This is a genomic window from Pseudomonas asiatica (assembly GCF_040214835.1).
In the GTDB taxonomy this organism is placed as follows: domain Bacteria; phylum Pseudomonadota; class Gammaproteobacteria; order Pseudomonadales; family Pseudomonadaceae; genus Aquipseudomonas; species Aquipseudomonas putida_Z.
In genome coordinates this window covers 3678545-3695662 of record NZ_CP157874.1, presented here as the reverse complement: position 1 = coordinate 3695662, position 17118 = coordinate 3678545, and the positions used below count along the sequence as shown (strand labels likewise).

Here is a 17118-nt window from a genome sequence, read left to right as displayed (position 1 = left end):
GGAAGAAAAAAGGAGCGCATTCTACGGGGTGATGGCGAATTGGGGTAGAGAAAAGCACGATGGCGGCATGATCGACGACCATTTGCCTGATTATCTGACTTTATGGTCAATTATTGGTGCTGTTTGTTCAAGCCTGAAACCTGCGCGGACCCTGTGGGAGCGGGTTTACCCGCGAAGAAACCAACGCGGTGCCTGGCACCGGCTGCGCCGGTGTTCGCGGGTGAACCCGCTCCCACAAAAAAGCCCGCCGAAGCGGGCTTTCTCCTGCAGCAATCAATCAGTCATCACGACCCATGATGCCAAACAGCTGCAGCAGGCTGACAAACAGGTTGTAGATCGACACATACAGGCTGATGGTCGCCATGATGTAGTTACGCTCGCCACCGTGAATGATCGCGCTGGTCTGGAACAGGATGCAGACCGACGAGAACAGCACGAAGCCAGCGCTGATCGCCAGTTGCAGGCCGCTGATCTGGAAGAAGAAACTGGCCACTACAGCACCCAGCAGGACAAAGAAGCCCGCAGTGATGAAGCCGCTGAGGAAGCTCATGTCCTTGCGGGTAATCAGCACATAAGCCGACAGACCACCGAACACCAAGGCAGTCATGGCAAATGCCGAGCTGACCACCTCGGCGCCACCGGCCATGCCCAGGTAGCGGTTGAGGATAGGGCCCAGGATAAAGCCCATGAAGCCGGTGAGGGCGAAGGTGGACACCAGGCCCCAGGCCGAATCACGCAGTTTGTTGGTAAGGAAGAACAGCCCGTAGAAGCCGATCAGCACCACGAACACGTTCGGGTAGCCGACGCGCATCTGCTGGGCCACGAAGGCCATGACACCGCTGAAGGCGAGGGTGAGCGCCAGCAGGCTGTACGTGTTGCGCAGGACCTTGCTGATCTCCTGCTGCTCGACCTGCTGGCCGTGGTGTACGGCGTAATCCTGTTCGCGCATGGCGACACTCCTTGGTAAACCTGTGGTTTTCAGACGTTCAGATGCTAGGAGTCTATCAGAGCTCCCGCAACCCGCGACACAGAGAGTTTGACAGCTTGTTTCATTACGGTATTATGGCGGCCGCAAAACGAGCTGGAAGCGTGGCCGAGTGGTTTAAGGCAACGGTCTTGAAAACCGTCGATGGGCAACTATCCTAGAGTTCGAATCTCTACGCTTCCGCCATACAAATGCTTGATTTCATTGGTGTTCGCCGCCCGCATCCCGCGAAAAGGGAACGTTTTGGGAACATTCTGGGAATCATGAGCAAAAAAAGGGGCCTTTCTAGGCCCCTTTTTTCGTTTGCTGATCCACATCAGTCAAGCTAACCCACAAAAAAGCCACCCTAGGAGGGTGGCTTTTCAATGAGACCGGATTTGACGAGATCAGTCAGGCTTTTTGGCATCAGACGCGGTGTCTTCAATCTTGTTTGCAGCTACCCAGCCGGCAACTAGTCCTGCTGCCGCAGTAGCGACCACGAGAAATGGAATGGTCGGTGCCGTAATCGCCGTAGCTAGGCCAGCAACAGCGGAGCTACTCAGTGCGGTCGCCCACTTCGATCCAAGGTGATGAGACCACAGGCTCTTTGTATCAAATTCAGCGTCTTCGTCTGCTTCGTGCTTGCGAGCGTCTATGAGTATGCGCTTGAAATTTTTGATCTTTAGATCTTCAGGGCGAGGATGGGCGCTCCGCAGGTAGTGAAGGATAACCTCCAGGTCAGCTTCCTTCAGCTGAGTATCCCGGCTAGGTGTAACGTCTTCTTTTTTCACTGCGTTCATTGTTGAGCTCCCTTGATGGTCAGCTGAGTCTCAAAGCCTGCATAAAGGATGATGACAACGAGTAGGGCCGAAAGTGCTTTGAGCAGCTTCGGCGGTTGCCAACTGGGATTCTTCCCTCTTTCCATCATAGCTGCAATCAAGATCAGCAGGCACACTACGGCTACAGCGAAGCACGCTTGAGGAAGCACCCCAACGTTCTTGACATCCCACCCTTTCATGCCTGACTGCATCGCCAAAATCGCACCGCCATACAGCCAGCCTAGCGAGTCTAGCGCTTGAGACCACTGAAAGGCGAAGGTCCCCTTGGCCGTCGAAACGATGTATGTACAGATACCCAGCGCGGTGTAGAGCACTGCAGCCCCAAGAAGAGGCACCGCCCCTTCCATGACGAGCCACTTAAGTTCCATTTCCACAGCCATAGCCTTGCTCGATTTTTAGGGGCGCAATTTTTTCAACATCGATTACCTTCGTCAATGGCGATATGAAGTCATTTCAGCACCATTTTCTCAGGCTAGTCTGAGCGCTTTGTTCAATAGCCCTATCACGTCCGGGCCGTCCTCGCTGATCCACTTCGCGTAGTGCTTGAAGATCATCGCCGTTGACGTGTGCCCCATCTGGTCTGCAATCCACTCTGGCGTAGCGATGCCGCAGGGTGACGTTCAGGTGATTGGCGGTTGCTAGGTTTCGATCAGCGTCCTCTTGCGCACGCTTGCGCTGGTCCTCAACGCGCTCGACGGTCGCCTGTGCGGTGGCCAGCATGCTGCGTTGCCCCCAGCCCCAAAGGCCGGAGGCCACGGCTGCTATCAGGGCCGCAGCCAGAAGGCCGGCGCGAACGTCCATCAGGCAGCCACCATGGCGCGGTCCTGGTGCCGTTCAAATGCCCGTTCAAGCTTCACGTCGTACAGGTTTCGCTGGTAGTCCGGACCGTTGTAGAGCTTGGCCACTGTCGCCCATTTCAGCCCTTTCAGTGCCTTGAGGAGGCTTGCGTCGGTCTCGATGAAGCGGACAAAGGCCTCCAGCTGGTCGGCTTCGCTCCTGACCATCGCTGCCACGAAGTCGTGGACACTGGCATATCCGAGGCGCCTCCAATGAAAACCCATCACCTGGAAGGCGCCCCAGCTGGCCGATTCAAGAGCTGCTATCTCGTCGATCTGGCGAGCCTGGGCGAGCCGTTGATGCTCGGACGTCCCGCCGATGTAACCGCCGGCCTTGGGGTTGACCAAGGCGGGAGCCTGTTTAGCCAAATCGTCAGCGCGCTGGCGAAGTTGCTCCTGGTCGTCTTCCGGTGCCCGTGGTATGGGCAGCGCCGTGGCCCAGCTGGTGCGCCAATTCTTCCCAGCGCTGCGCACCTTCACTTACAGCCCCGAGGTTAAAACCCGCCTGGTCATGAAAGCGTGGGACGTCATCAGCAAAGGGCGGTTGGAGTTCGATGCCGGTGCAACAGACGTAGCGCAGTCCCTCATGGCCATTCGCAAAACCATTACACCTGGTGGTCGCCAATTTACCTACACAGCAGGCCGGAACGAGGCCACCGGTCATGCCGACTTGGCCTGGGCGCTCTTTCACGCGCTGCACAACGAGCCGCTTGAAGGGCAGACCGCAACCAATACTCGCATCATGGAGATCTTCTGATGGGCAACATCGACCTGGCCGGCGCCGCGCCGGCGACTGCCGGCGAGCTGCTCGCCAACCCGAACACCCGGGCTGAGGCCTTCACCTTTGGCGATCCGGTACCGGTCCTGGACGGGCGCGAGATCCTGGATTACCTGGAGTGCTACAGCAACGGTCGGTGGTATGAGCCGCCAGTTTCGCTGGACGGACTGGCCCGATCGTCGAAGGCCAGCGTCTACCTGCAGTCTGGGCTGATCTTCAAGCGCAACGCCTTGGCGCGGACATTCATTCCCCACAGGCTGCTGACCCGCCAAGCGTTCGAGCAGATCGTCATGGATCTGGGGTGGTCGGGCAATCTTTACCTGGAAAAGCGCGACAACATGTTGGGCCGAGCGATGGGGCTTCGGCCTTGCCTGGCGAAGTACATGCGCCGCGGTGCGGATCTGGAGACGTATTACCAGGTGCGCGGTTGGCGTGATGAGCATGAGTTCAGGGCGGGCAGCATCTGCCACCTGCGAGTGGCTGATATCAACCAAGAGGTGTATGGCCTGCCGGAGTGGTTGCCAGCGCTGCAGGCCGCATTGCTCAATGAGTCGGCCACGTTGTTCCGCCGAAAGTACTACCAGAACGGGAGCCATGCGGGCTTCATTCTGTACATGACCGACGCAGCCCAGAATGAAGACTTCGTCGACGACCTGCGCACGGCGATGAAGAGCAGCAAGGGCCCGGGCAACTTCCGCAACCTGTTCATGTACGCGCCAAACGGCAAGAAGGACGGTATCCAACTCATACCGATCAGCGAAGTTGCAGCCAAGGATGACTTCGGCGCGATAAAGAATATCAGCCGCGACGACCAACTGGCCATGTTACGCATCCCACCGCAGTTAATGGGTGTGGTGCCTCAGAACGCAGGCGGCTTTGGCTCTGTCCGGGATGCCACTGAGGTATGGGCTATGAATGAATTGGAGCCGGAACAGGCTCGATTGCATCAGATCAATGAGTGGATGGGTGAAGAGATTATCCGCTTTAAGCCCTATGAGATTCCCATATCAAATGGTAATTGAGGTAGATCTAACAGCTCGATACGGCATGAGTTCACTGAAATTCAAGCAATACTGCCCGCCATATTGGGCGGGCAGTTGTATTCCCTTCAATGACCGAAGCAGCTTCGATTTAACAATTTACTCCCGTATCGCCCCAAGGGCTACGGAACGTTCTCCGGCACCAATCAATTCGCTGTAAATTGTGGTGGTCTCAGAGGAGTAGTTTAGCCACAGCTCCTTCATTGGAATTCCAAATGCTTCAGCTATCGGTGTAAATATGTTCACGGCTTGTATGGCTACACTTACTTCATCGCTTTCTGCATCTGGCACGTCTTTAACATGTATGAAGGTGTCAGGGTGTGAGCCAGGTGGGTTGATGCATTCTTCCGTCAAGCACAGCGGAATTCCATTTTTTTTGATGTGATCTAAGTAGAAGTTTGCGTCGAGGAATGGGGTTGTTCTCCAGGTGTTGATTAATTTTATTTTTATATAAAATTCGCAAGGTAGCCCTCCAGTTTTTAAAAGGGCTCTATGCGATTGTACAATGCCCATTATGACATGGAATAGAACGTTCATATCTACTAGGCGTAAATTCTCGGCCTTTGAGTCGGTGAATATTGTTGCAAATTCTCTCCCTGTTTCGAATTTGCTTAATAATTCAGCGACTCGCCTAGTAGGTAGATCTATCATCTGCAGAGGAATTGACACATCACCGCTCAGTGAAGGGTAAATGTTCCACGTTAGTCTCGTAGTTGTAGGGTCGGATCCACCGCATTGCCTGGCAACTATACCTTGAGTACTTGAGTAGAAAGTATCGAAGGTGACCGAGCGGAAATTTTTTTTATCAGCGCCAAGCGCTTCCCTTGCTCGTTCAATGTTGAGGTGGAAGCTTGGTCTGGGTTTCTTCCATGGGTGTGTTGAAATGATAATCCTGACATGTGGGTTGGTGGCCTCGGCTTTTGAAAGTTCAGGGTCTTCTGATACCCACTCCTTGTATAAATCAATTGTAGCCTTCGAACGGTCGAACATTTTTTCAATCATGTGTCGATCGTTTTCAGGTACCGGTTCTGATCCGTCGGCTACGCGTCTGTAGATTACTCCCTTACTGTGTATGTGGGGAGCCTCTAAGCTTTGAGGTACTGATACGCATATTATAGCTTTTCCCGCTTCAAGGCTAAGGACTTCACTGGGTCCATACAATGCCACCACTTCATAGTGAGAGTCCGGACTTATTTTAGTGGCGACTGCCTGTCGAATACGCTGTAAGGCTCCGTCAATCTCATCTTTCCCTATTCCGGGAAAAGAACCAGCTACAGAGTTTTCTTTTGATTCTTCCGCAACTCCATAGAAAATCCAGCCCCCATAGCTATTGGCCAGCGCAGAGATAGACTTAGCGATTGCGTCAGCTTTAGAAAGCTCCTGTTTGTACTCTATATACCAGCCCTCCGAAACGAAGCGCAGAGCGTTGAGATCATCGATCGTTAGTTCGTGAATCCCTTTTTCAAAAGGATTGTAATTCGACATGATATTCCTTATCTGGCTGTAGTCGCGTTGGGACGGGAAGGGCGGTCAGCTTCCTGGGTTGGCTACGTAGTGAGAAAGCTGGGTCTTGAATCGATAGAGGCACCCGCAGAGAACCGTAGTTTCACCGACTAAAGGAGTGGAAGCAACTTGATGCTTACCCCGGCGCGCGCCCTCGTCCCCCCGCCACGCCTGCGGGCTAAACGTGTCGGAATTTCTGCGCACCTGCACGACCGCCAGCTCAGCGCAGTTACTGGGCGGCCGGGTAGGTATAGGGGAGGGCGCGCTTCTGCGTATCCCTGCAGCAAGGCCTGATTTTGCGGGCACAGGGCTCGCGTCCTTCCATTTTTAGGGAGACCCATCAAAAAAAGGTAATTTCGGTTAGGAGGGGGGTATAACACCCCTGCAAGCCTTATGGGACAAAGGTTTGAGCGATTACCAAAAAAGGTAATTAAAGGTAAGGAGAAAGGTAATTTTTCCGTAAGTGTTTGATTTTAAAGGGTAGGGTTTTTTCGTCATACAACCAGTGATGGAGGTAATCCAATTACCTTTCAATTACCAAAAAATTACCTTTTCCAAAATCCCTGTAGCCCTTGATTTACGCGGCCTCCAGACCATTTTCAGATCTCAATTACCAAAATTACCTTTTTTTGAGGGGTCAACCTTAAACGGCGATTCCCTATTGGGAAGCACCCTGGCAGATGACGTGCACACCCACCTTGGGAACACTCTGGGAACAAAAACGCTCACAAACGCACGCTCCAGCCCACAGAAATCAAGGCCTTCAGCCCAGCTTTCGCCATTTTGTTGAGTTCGAATCTCTACGCTTCCGCCACATTCAAAGCCCTGATTATTCAGGGCTTTTTGCGTTTCTGGGGCATAGAAAAACTACCCATGGGAACACCCTTGGGAATGGTTTATTTCGGAAGCGCTTCCGATACTTTCTTACTTGGTCGGTTTCGCCAGGGCACCAACTCGGCGATATACCCGCTCGGTAATGTCGCCCTTGGTGTGGCCCAGCAGCAGGCTGGCGTGGTCGACATCGACAATTTCGGATGCTGCTTTAGGGCGGATGTCACGGAACTGGAATTGGCTAATACGACCAGCCAGCATCTGGTCGCCGGCGGCTACCGCTGCTTTCACTGCTTCCTCCCGGGCATCGTCCCAGCGATGGCGAAGCATGGCGGCCGTGACGCGTTTTCGCCTTCAGCTACCGCACTGCAATGCGGTTTGTGGAGGCGATGGAGGCAGGTGCGGCGAACAAGCAAGGCGGCATACAATGAGTAAGCGCAAGCCCAACAGCATGCTCGCCCGGCTGTTCTAGCAACACTAAATCAGCCTATTCATCTCTACCTAATGGCCAAGACCATTTAATCTTCATCTTCCTTCGGTGTTTCTATAGGAGCAGCACGACCATCTTTAACTAATTTCGCAAGGTTATCCAACTCTTCTGCCGTGTACTTACTACGAAAAACGTTGTGCACCCAATTGCTAGGCGAAATTAGCAAATTATCAAAATCCTTGATAGCGGCACGATCAGTATTCGCATTTGAACGCTGAGCACTTTCAATTTTAGAAATACGCCTAGTGAGCTCTCGGGTTGCACCCAAGATCTCGGTAAGAACATCTTGCTGTGAGCGTGGCTTTGTCACCTTATCAGGCTCATTGGCAGCCAACGCCGATGCAAAATCTGCTTCGAACTGAGGCCAGTAAACTAGAAACGCTTTCTCAAGCACTCTTTCATCGAGGGCCCTATCAGCCAAACACGCATTAAGCGTCCTCACAAGTTCCCAGACACCTTCCTTGTCAGGCTTTGTGTGGTTAAACTGAGCGAGGGGATCTGTAAGATCGTGAGGCTGAAGATCCACAAGGAAAGTGCAAACCCTGTTTCCACTCAGGCCTTTTGCAAGTGCTCCAGACTCAAATAAAATCCAAGGTTTATCTTTATTATCCTGCGTTAGGCAAACGATACCTACTGAGATGTCACGTAGCTTCTCGTTAATTTCCGAAAACCATAACGAGCCTCGATCGATATGGCGCGTGGAAATCCAAGGCTCAGACGCTTGCAATACGCATTTGATCCAGTCACTCAAAACCTCAGCCACAGCGCGGCTGCGACTGCCAGACCAACTGATAAAAACTTTCACCTTTTTCTCCCTCGCCGGCCCCATGCCGGTCACCCGTAATACCCCATCCCAAACCAAATTGCCACCATGCCGCATCCGGCCACGGAGGGCGGCGCATGCATGGAGAAAGCCATGAACGATGAACAACGCCACCAAGAATGGATCGACCAGCGAAAAGCCGAAAAGGCCAAGCGCCGCGAGCGCGCCGCCGAGTGCCTGAAGGACCACGAATACACCGTGCTGGCTGACACCGACCAGTTGAAGGTCTGGCGCTGCAAGGCACCGCGAACCACCAGCTACGCATTCGACATCCTGATCACCCGCTTCGGTATCGCCACGATTGGTGACATCGACGGCCTGACCTTCAACGTCGGCCTGTCCTACGGCATCGAGTTCCTGGCCGGTGACGACATCGGCTACTACATCCATTCGAAGCTTGAAGAGCACTGCCGCGAGCGTGAGTTTGACGAGCAAGCCTTTCGCGCGGCACTGGTGACTGGCGTATGCAACAAGGTCTGCGAGCAAATCGACGAGGACCAGTACAGCGCCCTGCCTGAGTGGATGCGAAACGACGGCGGACGCCATGAGGCCGGTCGCTGGAACGAACTCCGCAGGCTGGTTAAAGAGCATCTCGCAGCCATTGAATATGGCGGGGATGGCCGCGACTTCTGGGACTCGTTGAATGACCTCCTGAGCGAGGCCGACGACATCTGCTACGCCGAGCAAGCCAGCATGTTCATGAGCGAGCACCACGAAGAGCTGGGCCTGGGCTGCGACTACTGGGAGATCACCATCGACAAGCCGCGCGAAAGCCTGATCAGCCGGCTGTACCTGCTCAATCACGCAGCCAAGGCAATCGTCGCCCAACAGGACGAGGTCAAAGCCGCTTGACCCTCCGGCGCTGCCCGCCAGCACCTTCCCCTCTCAAACCATGAACGCCTTCCGCGCGAGAGGAGATCGTGGATTGCGGACTAAAAATACGAGGACTTTAGATCAAGACACAACGATGCGGCGTCTAAATATACCCTCTTTCTAGTAACGTTAAACATGATCAATTCTTTTTTGATGGTGTTGATACAAGCGGCAGGAATAACAACGTGATGAGTCAAGGACTTAGGAAACTCGTCACTGATATTTTTCGTCAAAGAGAAAACCCCCGACTGACTTCGAACTCTAATCTCTCTATAATCAGGCACAAGAATATAATGTTCATAAGAGCTTCCCGCTAGCGATAATTCAGCGAATACATCAGCTCCTAGATCTTCACTATTTACCCACCCCACATCACCTCGGGCAGGAATTACATAAACACATGCATCGGCTTCTGGTAGAAAATCTTCGACTGACTCCAAGGCAAAATACAGCCCAATAAGTGGATCGAGAGTCCAGTCCAGCAACCGCGTAGGCATCCCGTAATGCTGAGCAAGACAAAGTTCATCCCAAGGAGCCAGATCACCACTAGGATGATAGAGGTGGCGCTCTTTTTTAAAAATCCACCAAGCGTTTTTTGCGCTTTGCAGATGGATAGGACCTACCTCACGAGTCAGCGCTCTTTGCAAAGTTGAAGTCAAGCCAAAGCTGTAATCGGGTTGCCCGCGATATAAAGAGCCCTTCGTTTCATGTCTATTGATGTTAACTATCGCGCTTACGTATTGAGATACATTCTCGATATAGACTACTGATAGCGCTTCCATCTAATTGGCTCCTCCATGGCGGGCCAAAGATCATAACACTCATCGAAGAAATAGCCTCCTAGGTGAGCCTACAAAGGAGATTTGCCATGAACCCCTACCAGATCACTGGGCCGGCGCAGATCGGCGTCAGTGGTGGCCGCACTAGCGGGCACATGCTTTGGAAAATCCTCGAGGCCCACGGCGGCAAGCTCCCGGCAGATGTGCACGCCTTCTTCCAGAACACCGGCAAGGAACGCGAGGAGACGCTGGTATTCATCGACGCCATGGCCAAGCACTGGGGCGTCAAAATCGTCTGGATGGAGTGGTGCCGGGTGTACGGCCAGCCGGACGACGCGCCATGGTACAAGATCGTCGACTTCGAGACAGCCAGCCGCAACGGCGAACCCTTCACCATGATGCTCGAGTACTACCAGTCGTACCGGAAGGCTGAAAAGAAGCTGCCGGCCGTGCTGCCGAACTTCAGCAACAACATGTGCACCGCCTACCTCAAGGTGAAGATTGGCAAGAAGCACATGCGCGCCCTGGGCTACGACGAGTGGGACTGCATCGTCGGAATCCGCTACGACGAGCCCCGACGCTACAGCCGGATGATGACGGCCAACGAACGCGGCAATGCACGTTGGGATAGCGTCTGCCCCTCGTACGTCGCCGGCATCACCAAAGAGGAGGTGGCGGCCTTCTGGTCAGCGCAGCCCTTTGAACTGCGCATGGATTCGGATTACGGCAACTGCGATCTGTGCTGGAAGAAGAACGAGGCGAAGCTGATCAGGACCATTCAGGAAGATCCTTCCCGGGTGATCTGGTGGTCTGGCACCGAGGAGCGGTTCGGCCAGGTGTTCCGGCAGGACCGGCCCAATTACCGGTCGCTGGCCTGGTCAGCGGACCAGCGAGCCAGGCAGACCGATTTTGATTTCAATCACCTGGGCGAAGACATCGACTGCCTCTGTGGCGATTAACTATTTCATCTCTTTAACTCTCACCCATTCGTTTTTTATGATTACTTGGGTATTTCTAATCACCTCTTCACCTAAATGAGCAGTGGAGTCGGCCACCATAGACGCTTGTATGTATGCATCCATAGCCTTTATAAGTTCACCGGTTTCTTTTTCACGAGGATTTGTAAACAACTGAACTTTGGCGCGTTGCAATTTTGCCGCCAATAAAATTCGACTATACTCTACATAAAATGGATTCTGTAGATCTGCGCGCTGCATAATTTGAGCAAGACGGGGTGTCTGATCCGTATTGTCAATAAGCTTCACGGACGCGGTTGCGAGATCGTCACCTGTGGAGATGAACGATGCAACCACATCCCTCAAGCTGTTGATCCACTCCTGCCTGCTGCGCGCAACAGCCTCAGCTTTAGAGTGCGCTATGCGACTAGCCTCTTGTGCATCGGCCAATTCTTTTTGAGCTCTAATAGTCTTACGAAAGGAATAAGCTGTATAGATAGTGGTCACCAGAACTACAGCTATCGTCGCAAAAGAAGTTCCTACCGCAGTCCAAACAGCCGTCCAGTCCGTTCCAGTATCCAGTTCAATTTTAGGAATTCTGTTAACTGTCATCATCAAATTTTCTATACCCACCAGCCTCTGCCTCTAGATCGAAAACTAAGTGCAGCAATAAACCACAATTCAATATCAAAATGCCACTGACGCAGCCGGACGTACCCGGCTTGAGGTACTCCATGCCCACAGAAAACCGATCCAGCAACACCGACCCACGCGATGTGTTCATTAGGCTCAACCCGCTCGGCCTGGGCGAGCAAGCACTGCGCAAGGACAGCACCGGCTTCGAAGACCAGCGCACCCACAGCGACTACCTGCTGTTCCTGGCGGGCTACCGCGAAACGCATGCCGAGCCGCAGCCCCACCCCGAGCCTATAGCCTGGATGGTTGGTACTGCCCTCTGGTGGACCAAAGAAGAGGCAGAACGGGATGCGGCTGCGACTGGGCTGCCGATTGTCCCTGTTGGGTCGTCGGTATCCATCCCTGAAGGATACTGCCTGATGCCCAAGCGGCTCACGGCCGAGAACGGCGCCAAGGCGCTGCTGCTCGGTGAGTTCAAGCTGGAGGTCACCCAGGAATGCCCGGAATGCCGCGAACTGGATGAGCCGATTGAGGGCTGTGAGATATGCGATGGCGAGGGAGAGTACGCGCAGCGCCACACGATCCCGTGGGATCAGATCAAATTCATTTATAGCGAGGCCGTGAAGGGTCTCGCTCTTCAGACGAACACCGCCCGGTAAGCTATATGCAGAGTGGAGCACATTTGTACTCCGCCCAGCTGTATTCCCTCTCCCCTATCCCGAGCAGACTACCTGGTCGAATTTTGGGTGAGTGTCTGTGGCAATGCGGCGAGCCCGTCCTACGCCCCAGGCCAAAGCCCTGGTCATTGATTGACCGGGACGGGAGTCGAACGCCTCTTCATGAAGGGCCATGCCACTCACGGCATACACCCCAATGAACATCTGCGTGTTACCTGCCCGCGACAGTCGCACCTGGACATCTATGTGCATTCCATCGCTGAGGGTCTCGTCATGAGTGCGGTGGTGAAGCGAAGGGTCAGCCCATTTCCAGAAAACTTCACCGCGAATCCTCATGTCGACCTCCTACGACTTTAGTTGTATGCCACGGGTGAACTCTCACCATAGCTAAGGCCAGGTGGCACGCAACTGCGGAATCCTAGTTTGAGAACTGAATCGGACCACCGGCCGATTTTCTTGCACCAACTCCAACCCCTTGTTCAACTCACTGCCGCGATATGGCGGCCAAGGAATCGTCATGCCCGAAAAACTTGTGCTGGACCTCAACGTGTTCGAGGTGAAGACGGCCGACCTAGTCGGAGAGCAGCTGGCTTGGGCCGTCGGAAAGGCGGAAGGTCTGGACGTTAGGCTGGCACCGCCCGGCTATAACGGGGTGCCTTGGCGGGTACGGGCCTGGAAGTCCGGGAACTTGGCCCAGGCATCGAGCTTCTGGTACTTGAGGTGGGTGTCGTAGTTCGTCTGGGTGCAGACGTAGCCGCGGTTGTCGAGGCCGGTTGGGTCGCGGGTCTCGCGGGCTTTGACGTCGGTGTCGGTGGTGCCGGCGATGTTGCCGGTCACGCCCAGGCCGATCTTTTCACCCATCTGCTCGGGGACGCCATAGATGTTGATCGCGCTCAGGAACTGGCTCGACTCCTGGATACGGCTTTCCAGTTTCTGGGCCACAGCCGGACTGGCGGTGAATTTGGTGGTGACGTCAGGTACGCCATGAAGTTTGGCCAGTTGGGCCAGGTATTCGTTGAAGAGCAGGCGGGTTTCGTTACGCATGGTGGTCTCCGGTGTTCCTTGATTTATCGTCGATCAGCAGTCGGTGAGTTCGCGACCGCTGCCACCGGGAACCGATGGGCGATCCTTCTGGGTGTGGTCCTGGGTGCTGCCCAGGCGGGTGACCAAGCGTAACATGCTGGTGCGCAGCTTCATCCCACACCGACTTTTGAGCCGGCAAGCTTTCGAGCAAATCGTTATGGATTGGGGATGGTGCGGTAACTTATATCTGGAGAAACGCGACAACATGCTGCGCCAGGCCTTGGGCCTGCTGCCCTGCCTGGCCAAGTACATGCGCCGCGGGATAGACCTTGAAACCTACTATCAGGTCCGCGGTTGGAAGGATGAGCACGTCTTCAAGACCGGAAGCATCTGTCATCTACGTGAAGCTGATATTAACCAGGAAATCTACGGACTACCTGAGTGGCTTCCCGCGCTGCAGAGTGCGCTGTTGAACGAAAGTGCCACGTTGTTTAGACGTAAATACTACCAAAACGGCAGCCACGCGGGCTTTATCCTCTACATGACCGACCCGGCCCATAGCGAGAAATTTGTTGACGACCTGCGGGACGCGATGAGGAACAGCAAAGGACCGGGAAATTTTCGTAATCTATTCATGTACGCGCCCAACGGTAAGAAGGACGGGATTCAGCTGCTACCGATCAGTGAGGTGGCGGCCAAGGATGACTTTGGCTCTATCAAAAATATAAGTCGAGATGATCTACTTGCAGCCTTACGGATACCGCCTCAGTTAATGGGTATAGTTCCGCAAAATGCCGGTGGTTTCGGTTCGGTTTTGGAAGCTAGCAAAATTTGGGTGAGTAATGAGTTGAAGCCGATTAAGCAGAGGCTTACACAGATAAATGATTGGCTAGGTGATGATGTAGTCAGTTTTGAGGATGCTGAGCAGATGTAAAATCGCTCAGCACCTCTGTGCTAACTTCTTAAACTAACGTGAAGTGCTGCCTTGATCGCTGCATGCTTGCTCTGTGGTATCGAAAGGCTAATGGCTTTTCGTAAATTCGGTAGGGCTGCTCCCTTTACATGTTCTGAGAAAAACGAGATGAGTAGAAGGTTGATCGAACATATGGTTGCGCTTTCTCTGCTTGTCCAAGCACCCAAGTCTGAGGCGGAGTTTACATTGAGGCCTGTTACCATCCCGTCGCGAGTCATTCTGAAAGATTTGGCTGAGCCATGAACAGCTTTTGAGAGCGTGGCGTACTCAGCTTTCAGAGAGTCGATTCCAGTGATCGCAGCTGGGAGGTCCTTAAGTTTAGGGTGTCGAAGTAAGTAGGATATCGTTTCGCTGAACCCTGGCTTGTGCTCTCCAATCTGCCATTGCTGGAGCTCAACGGGATGGTCGCAGTAGTACAGTCCGAAGACAGTGTTTTCGATCAAGCTTCGCAACGACATTAGTGCAACGCGCCATGCCCCTTGTCTAGCCAACGCATGGGACATTAGTGCGTCGTTATGCGCCTCCTTAAAGAACGCTTCTGCGTCAGATGCGAGTATAGTATTTAGCAGTTCAGAGCGCCATGCCTGCAGCGACACCAGTCTGCTGTAGCTGGAGGCAAACTTATCTTTGTGGGTTTCCAAGGCCCGCAAGGTATCCGTCACGCTGCTTCTCGTGGCGACGAAACTTCGCTCAAAGTTTGCTTGAATCTCAGATTTTAATTGTTCCATTATTTAAGCAATAAGTTGAGTGCGTTGGCGAGTTCGCTTGAGACGGATACAGATTTTTTTGAATTGTTACTAATTAAGCTTTCTCTTGCGTTAGGATTGGATGCCAAGTAGCTAAGAATTTTTCCGACAATGTCACGATTGGCATCGCGAGGACGTATCTCGATGTCAATATTGTACTCTTTCATTAGTGCAATCCATTGGGATTTGCTTACATCGTTGAGCTTGACGAGAGTGTAGAGGGCGGCCGGGATGTCTGCGTCCTTTATGCTGATGTCCTCGCTTGAAAAGTCCTTCTTTTTTGTCGTGTAGGACCAGTCCTCAAGGTCCATATCTGGTCCGGATTTGAGGATTTTTGATAGTATTTGAAGTGCTCTCGAGAGTTCGTGAGTTCTCATTAAATTACCCCTGCAGTTTTTAGCAGTGTCTTGCAGACTAAGCTAAACTCGGCAATTGAAGTCTCATCTTTAGATTCAAAGATTGAGATTTGCTGTTGTGCGCATCTGCTTACGGCGACCCTTTCTGTAATTTTTGTTTTTATAACTGATTTGCCAAACTGTTTTCTAAGGGTGGCTTCAGTCTCGTCTCGGTGTAGTGCAGGCCTGCCAACTCTGGAAATTACTACCCCTATATTTTCTAAACTATGCTCAAGGTCAGTGCAGAACTCTTGTACGCGTTTAAGTAGGAGGCCTACCCCGATTGCAGATAGGAAGTCGAGAGACACCGGAACAACATAATGCGTGGAAACCGCCAAGGCGTTTTGCGTTGGTATGGTTAAGTTGGGTGGGCAGTCGCAAATTATGACGTCGTACTCGTCGATGACATCTTTTAGCGCTCTCCGCAGTCTGGTCTCTCGCGAAGTAGCTCCTGCTAAGTCGAGGTCGACTGTAAACAGGTCGATGTGCGATGGGATTAAGTCCACATTCTCAAAAACATCAGTGATGATTGTTTCATGCGCATTTTTTGTTGTGCCGTCGGCGCTTGTATGCTTGCGCGCTCCAAGTAGGTCGGCTACGGAGCCATGTTGCCCTACATGATCTTGCCAAGCCTGAACGCCTATGGACGAGAAACTAGCGTTGGTTTGCGGGTCCAGATCAATCAGCAGCGTTTTTTTGTCTTGTATACCGCAGTACGCTGCGAGATTTACTGCTAGAGCTGTTTTGCCAACCCCACCTTTCAAATTGATGCACGAGATGATTGCAGCAGCCATTTCCGTTCCTTGGTTGTAAAGTGCCATCATTAGACCACATCACACCATGATTGCCGAGAGCTCTGGGTTGCCCTCCAGGGCCTTGCTGGAGCGCTCTACATGCTACTCGATTCAGTCGAAACCCTACAGATACTGTGCGGGTTGCTGATTCGTTCCATCGCACCTCCCAAAGCACGGACCTTAGCCTGGCGAACCTTCTAGTTGCGGCTGACAGGCTAAGCATGCTGAGGTCGGTCCTCAAAAACTGCCTGCATTCCAACGACTCCTTTTCATTGCGAGAGAATTCGCCAATCCAGTTCCGCAATCGAGCTAAGAAGGATAATGGCGGTAAACGCGTGGCTTTACCTTGGCGCGCGCACTCGTCCCCACGCCACGCCTGCGGGCTAAACGTGTCAGAATTTCTGCGCACCTGCACGACCACCAGCTCAGCGCAGTTACTGAGCGGCCGGGTAGGTATAGGGGAGGGCGCGTTTCTGCGAATCCCTGCAGCAAGGCCTATTTTCGCGGGCATAGGGCTCGCTTCCTTCCATTTTTAGGAGGACCCATCAAAAAAAGGTAATTTCGGTTAGGAGGGGGGTGTAACACCCCAGCAAGCCTTATGGGGCAAGGGTTTGAGCGATTACCAAAAAAGGTAATTAAAGGTAAGGAGAAAGGTAATTTTTCCATAAGTGCTTGATTCTAAAGGATATGGTTTTTCCCTTACACAACCAGTCACAGAGGTAATTCGATTACCTTTCAATTACCAAAAAATTACCTTTTTCAAAATCCATACAGCCCTTGATTTACGTGGCCTACAGAGCATTTCCAAGGATCAATTACCAAAATTACCTTTTTTTGATGGGTCAACCTTAAACGGCGATTCCCTATGGGGAAGCACCCTAGCAGGGTGACGTGCACACCCACCTTGGGAACACTCTGGGAACAAAAACGCTCACAAACGCGCGCTCCAGCCCACAGAAATCAAGGCCTTCAGCCCAGCTTTCGCCATTTTGTTGAGTTCGAATCTCTACGCTTCCGCCATCATTCCTCATTAAAGCCCTGATTATTCAGGGCTTTTTTGTTTTTTGGGCCTTGCCCCTTCACCCGGGAGCAAGCCCTTGGCCTCCCTCACGAGACAGATGGACGAGCACTGTGAATCGGGTTGAGCGCTCGATCAGCGTTC

15 protein-coding genes, 1 tRNA gene and 5 pseudogenes are annotated in these 17118 nt (G+C 53.0%); 7 read left to right on the top strand and 14 right to left on the bottom strand.

Features of this window, described 5'->3' with window-relative positions:
- Positions 1 to 277 precede the first annotated feature (277 nt).
- A complete protein-coding gene (locus tag ABNP31_RS16610) occupies positions 278 to 949 on the bottom strand; it encodes a Bax inhibitor-1/YccA family protein (RefSeq protein ID WP_003251184.1) in 672 nt (223 codons plus the stop codon).
- Positions 950 to 1083: 134 nt separating this feature from the next.
- On the opposite strand from ABNP31_RS16610, the gene ABNP31_RS16605 reads away from it, so the two are divergent.
- Positions 1084 to 1171, top strand: a tRNA-Ser gene (locus tag ABNP31_RS16605).
- A gap of 200 nt (positions 1172 to 1371) precedes the next feature.
- Here the strand turns inward: ABNP31_RS16605 and ABNP31_RS16600 are convergent.
- The 4 genes and pseudogenes from ABNP31_RS16600 to ABNP31_RS16585 form a co-directional block, all read right to left on the bottom strand.
- Positions 1372 to 1764: a hypothetical protein gene (locus tag ABNP31_RS16600; RefSeq protein WP_350012548.1), complete on the bottom strand. Its 393-nt coding sequence runs from the start codon at positions 1762 to 1764 to the stop codon at positions 1372 to 1374.
- Positions 1761 to 2183, bottom strand: a complete 423-nt coding sequence (locus ABNP31_RS16595) for a hypothetical protein (protein ID WP_350012547.1) — start codon at positions 2181 to 2183, stop codon at positions 1761 to 1763. The genes ABNP31_RS16600 and ABNP31_RS16595 overlap by 4 nt, the downstream gene beginning before the upstream one ends.
- An 87-nt stretch (positions 2184 to 2270) precedes the next feature.
- Positions 2271 to 2411, bottom strand: a pseudogene (locus ABNP31_RS16590) (site-specific integrase); the annotation flags it as partial.
- A 192-nt stretch (positions 2412 to 2603) separates the two neighbouring features.
- Positions 2604 to 3035, bottom strand: a pseudogene (locus ABNP31_RS16585) (N-acetylmuramidase family protein); the annotation flags it as partial.
- 22 nt (positions 3036 to 3057) lie between these two features.
- Here ABNP31_RS16585 and ABNP31_RS16580 point away from each other — a divergent pair.
- Together ABNP31_RS16580 and ABNP31_RS16575 are read left to right on the top strand one after the other, a co-directional pair.
- Positions 3058 to 3396: pseudogene (locus tag ABNP31_RS16580) on the top strand (terminase); the annotation flags it as partial.
- Positions 3396 to 4439 (top strand): phage portal protein, encoded by a 1044-nt coding sequence (locus ABNP31_RS16575; RefSeq protein WP_350012546.1) that lies wholly within the window; start codon positions 3396 to 3398, stop codon positions 4437 to 4439. The pseudogene ABNP31_RS16580 and the gene ABNP31_RS16575, both read left to right, overlap by 1 nt.
- Before the next feature lie 117 nt (positions 4440 to 4556).
- Here ABNP31_RS16575 and ABNP31_RS16570 read toward each other — a convergent pair whose 3' ends face one another.
- From ABNP31_RS16570 to ABNP31_RS16560, 3 genes and pseudogenes are all read right to left on the bottom strand, one after another.
- Positions 4557 to 5942 (bottom strand): RNA-binding domain-containing protein, encoded by a 1386-nt coding sequence (locus ABNP31_RS16570; RefSeq protein ID WP_350012545.1) that lies wholly within the window; start codon positions 5940 to 5942, stop codon positions 4557 to 4559.
- 942 nt (positions 5943 to 6884) lie between these two features.
- A pseudogene (locus tag ABNP31_RS16565) lies at positions 6885 to 7139 on the bottom strand (integrase); the annotation flags it as partial.
- A gap of 170 nt (positions 7140 to 7309) precedes the next feature.
- Positions 7310 to 8218 carry a hypothetical protein gene (locus ABNP31_RS16560; RefSeq protein ID WP_350012544.1) on the bottom strand — a complete coding sequence of 303 codons (909 nt, stop codon included), beginning with the start codon at positions 8216 to 8218 and terminating at the stop codon, positions 7310 to 7312.
- Between ABNP31_RS16560 and ABNP31_RS16555 the strand changes: the two genes are divergently transcribed.
- A complete protein-coding gene (locus tag ABNP31_RS16555; protein WP_350012543.1) occupies positions 8198 to 8956 on the top strand; it encodes a hypothetical protein in 759 nt (252 codons plus the stop codon). The genes ABNP31_RS16560 and ABNP31_RS16555 overlap by 21 nt on opposite strands.
- Positions 8957 to 9036: 80 nt before the next feature.
- On the opposite strand, the gene ABNP31_RS16550 is transcribed toward ABNP31_RS16555, so the two are convergent.
- Positions 9037 to 9759: an FRG domain-containing protein gene (locus tag ABNP31_RS16550; RefSeq protein WP_350012542.1), complete on the bottom strand. Its 723-nt coding sequence runs from the start codon at positions 9757 to 9759 to the stop codon at positions 9037 to 9039.
- 86 nt (positions 9760 to 9845) lie between these two features.
- Between ABNP31_RS16550 and ABNP31_RS16545 the strand changes: the two genes are divergently transcribed.
- The gene (locus ABNP31_RS16545) at positions 9846 to 10715 is read left to right on the top strand and encodes a hypothetical protein (RefSeq protein WP_350012541.1); all 870 of its coding nucleotides are present in this window, start codon (positions 9846 to 9848) and stop codon (positions 10713 to 10715) included.
- Here ABNP31_RS16545 and ABNP31_RS16540 read toward each other — a convergent pair whose 3' ends face one another.
- Positions 10716 to 11345, bottom strand: a complete 630-nt coding sequence (locus tag ABNP31_RS16540; RefSeq protein ID WP_350012540.1) for a hypothetical protein — start codon at positions 11343 to 11345, stop codon at positions 10716 to 10718.
- Positions 11346 to 11446: 101 nt separating this feature from the next.
- Here ABNP31_RS16540 and ABNP31_RS16535 point away from each other — a divergent pair, with 101 nt between their 5' ends.
- Positions 11447 to 12007: a hypothetical protein gene (locus ABNP31_RS16535; protein ID WP_350012539.1), complete on the top strand. Its 561-nt coding sequence runs from the start codon at positions 11447 to 11449 to the stop codon at positions 12005 to 12007.
- A 54-nt stretch (positions 12008 to 12061) separates the two neighbouring features.
- Here ABNP31_RS16535 and ABNP31_RS16530 read toward each other — a convergent pair whose 3' ends face one another.
- A complete protein-coding gene (locus ABNP31_RS16530; RefSeq protein ID WP_350012538.1) occupies positions 12062 to 12361 on the bottom strand; it encodes a hypothetical protein in 300 nt (99 codons plus the stop codon).
- A 324-nt stretch (positions 12362 to 12685) separates the two neighbouring features.
- Positions 12686 to 13069, bottom strand: a pseudogene (locus ABNP31_RS16525) (P2 family phage major capsid protein); the annotation flags it as partial.
- Between the two features lie 133 nt (positions 13070 to 13202).
- Between ABNP31_RS16525 and ABNP31_RS16520 the strand changes: the two are divergent.
- Complete coding sequence (locus tag ABNP31_RS16520) at positions 13203 to 13982, top strand: phage portal protein (RefSeq protein WP_350012537.1); 780 nt, start codon at positions 13203 to 13205, stop codon at positions 13980 to 13982.
- 766 nt (positions 13983 to 14748) lie between these two features.
- On the opposite strand, the gene ABNP31_RS16515 is transcribed toward ABNP31_RS16520, so the two are convergent.
- Positions 14749 to 15144: a hypothetical protein gene (locus tag ABNP31_RS16515; RefSeq protein ID WP_287169914.1), complete on the bottom strand. Its 396-nt coding sequence runs from the start codon at positions 15142 to 15144 to the stop codon at positions 14749 to 14751.
- Entirely contained in the window at positions 15144 to 15956 is an 813-nt protein-coding gene (locus tag ABNP31_RS16510) for a ParA family protein (RefSeq protein ID WP_287169912.1), read from the bottom strand. Before ABNP31_RS16510 ends, ABNP31_RS16515 begins: the two co-directional genes overlap by 1 nt.
- Positions 15957 to 17118: the final 1162 nt, after the last annotated feature.

Bases quoted from the DNA above. Each gene is read 5' to 3' on its own strand.
- ABNP31_RS16610 (WP_003251184.1), bottom strand. From the start codon at position 949: ATGCGCGAACAGGATTACGCCGTACACCACGGCCAGCAGGTCGAGCAG.
- ABNP31_RS16600 (WP_350012548.1), bottom strand. From the start codon at position 1,764: ATGAACGCAGTGAAAAAAGAAGACGTTACACCTAGCCGGGATACTCAG.
- ABNP31_RS16595 (WP_350012547.1), bottom strand. From the start codon at position 2,183: ATGGCTGTGGAAATGGAACTTAAGTGGCTCGTCATGGAAGGGGCGGTG.
- ABNP31_RS16575 (WP_350012546.1), top strand. From the start codon at position 3,396: ATGGGCAACATCGACCTGGCCGGCGCCGCGCCGGCGACTGCCGGCGAG.
- ABNP31_RS16570 (WP_350012545.1), bottom strand. From the start codon at position 5,942: ATGTCGAATTACAATCCTTTTGAAAAAGGGATTCACGAACTAACGATC.
- ABNP31_RS16555 (WP_350012543.1), top strand. From the start codon at position 8,198: ATGAACGATGAACAACGCCACCAAGAATGGATCGACCAGCGAAAAGCC.
- ABNP31_RS16550 (WP_350012542.1), bottom strand. From the start codon at position 9,759: ATGGAAGCGCTATCAGTAGTCTATATCGAGAATGTATCTCAATACGTA.
- ABNP31_RS16545 (WP_350012541.1), top strand. From the start codon at position 9,846: ATGAACCCCTACCAGATCACTGGGCCGGCGCAGATCGGCGTCAGTGGT.
- ABNP31_RS16535 (WP_350012539.1), top strand. From the start codon at position 11,447: ATGCCCACAGAAAACCGATCCAGCAACACCGACCCACGCGATGTGTTC.
- ABNP31_RS16530 (WP_350012538.1), bottom strand. From the start codon at position 12,361: ATGAGGATTCGCGGTGAAGTTTTCTGGAAATGGGCTGACCCTTCGCTT.
- ABNP31_RS16520 (WP_350012537.1), top strand. From the start codon at position 13,203: ATGCTGGTGCGCAGCTTCATCCCACACCGACTTTTGAGCCGGCAAGCT.
- ABNP31_RS16515 (WP_287169914.1), bottom strand. From the start codon at position 15,144: ATGAGAACTCACGAACTCTCGAGAGCACTTCAAATACTATCAAAAATC.
- ABNP31_RS16510 (WP_287169912.1), bottom strand. From the start codon at position 15,956: ATGGCTGCTGCAATCATCTCGTGCATCAATTTGAAAGGTGGGGTTGGC.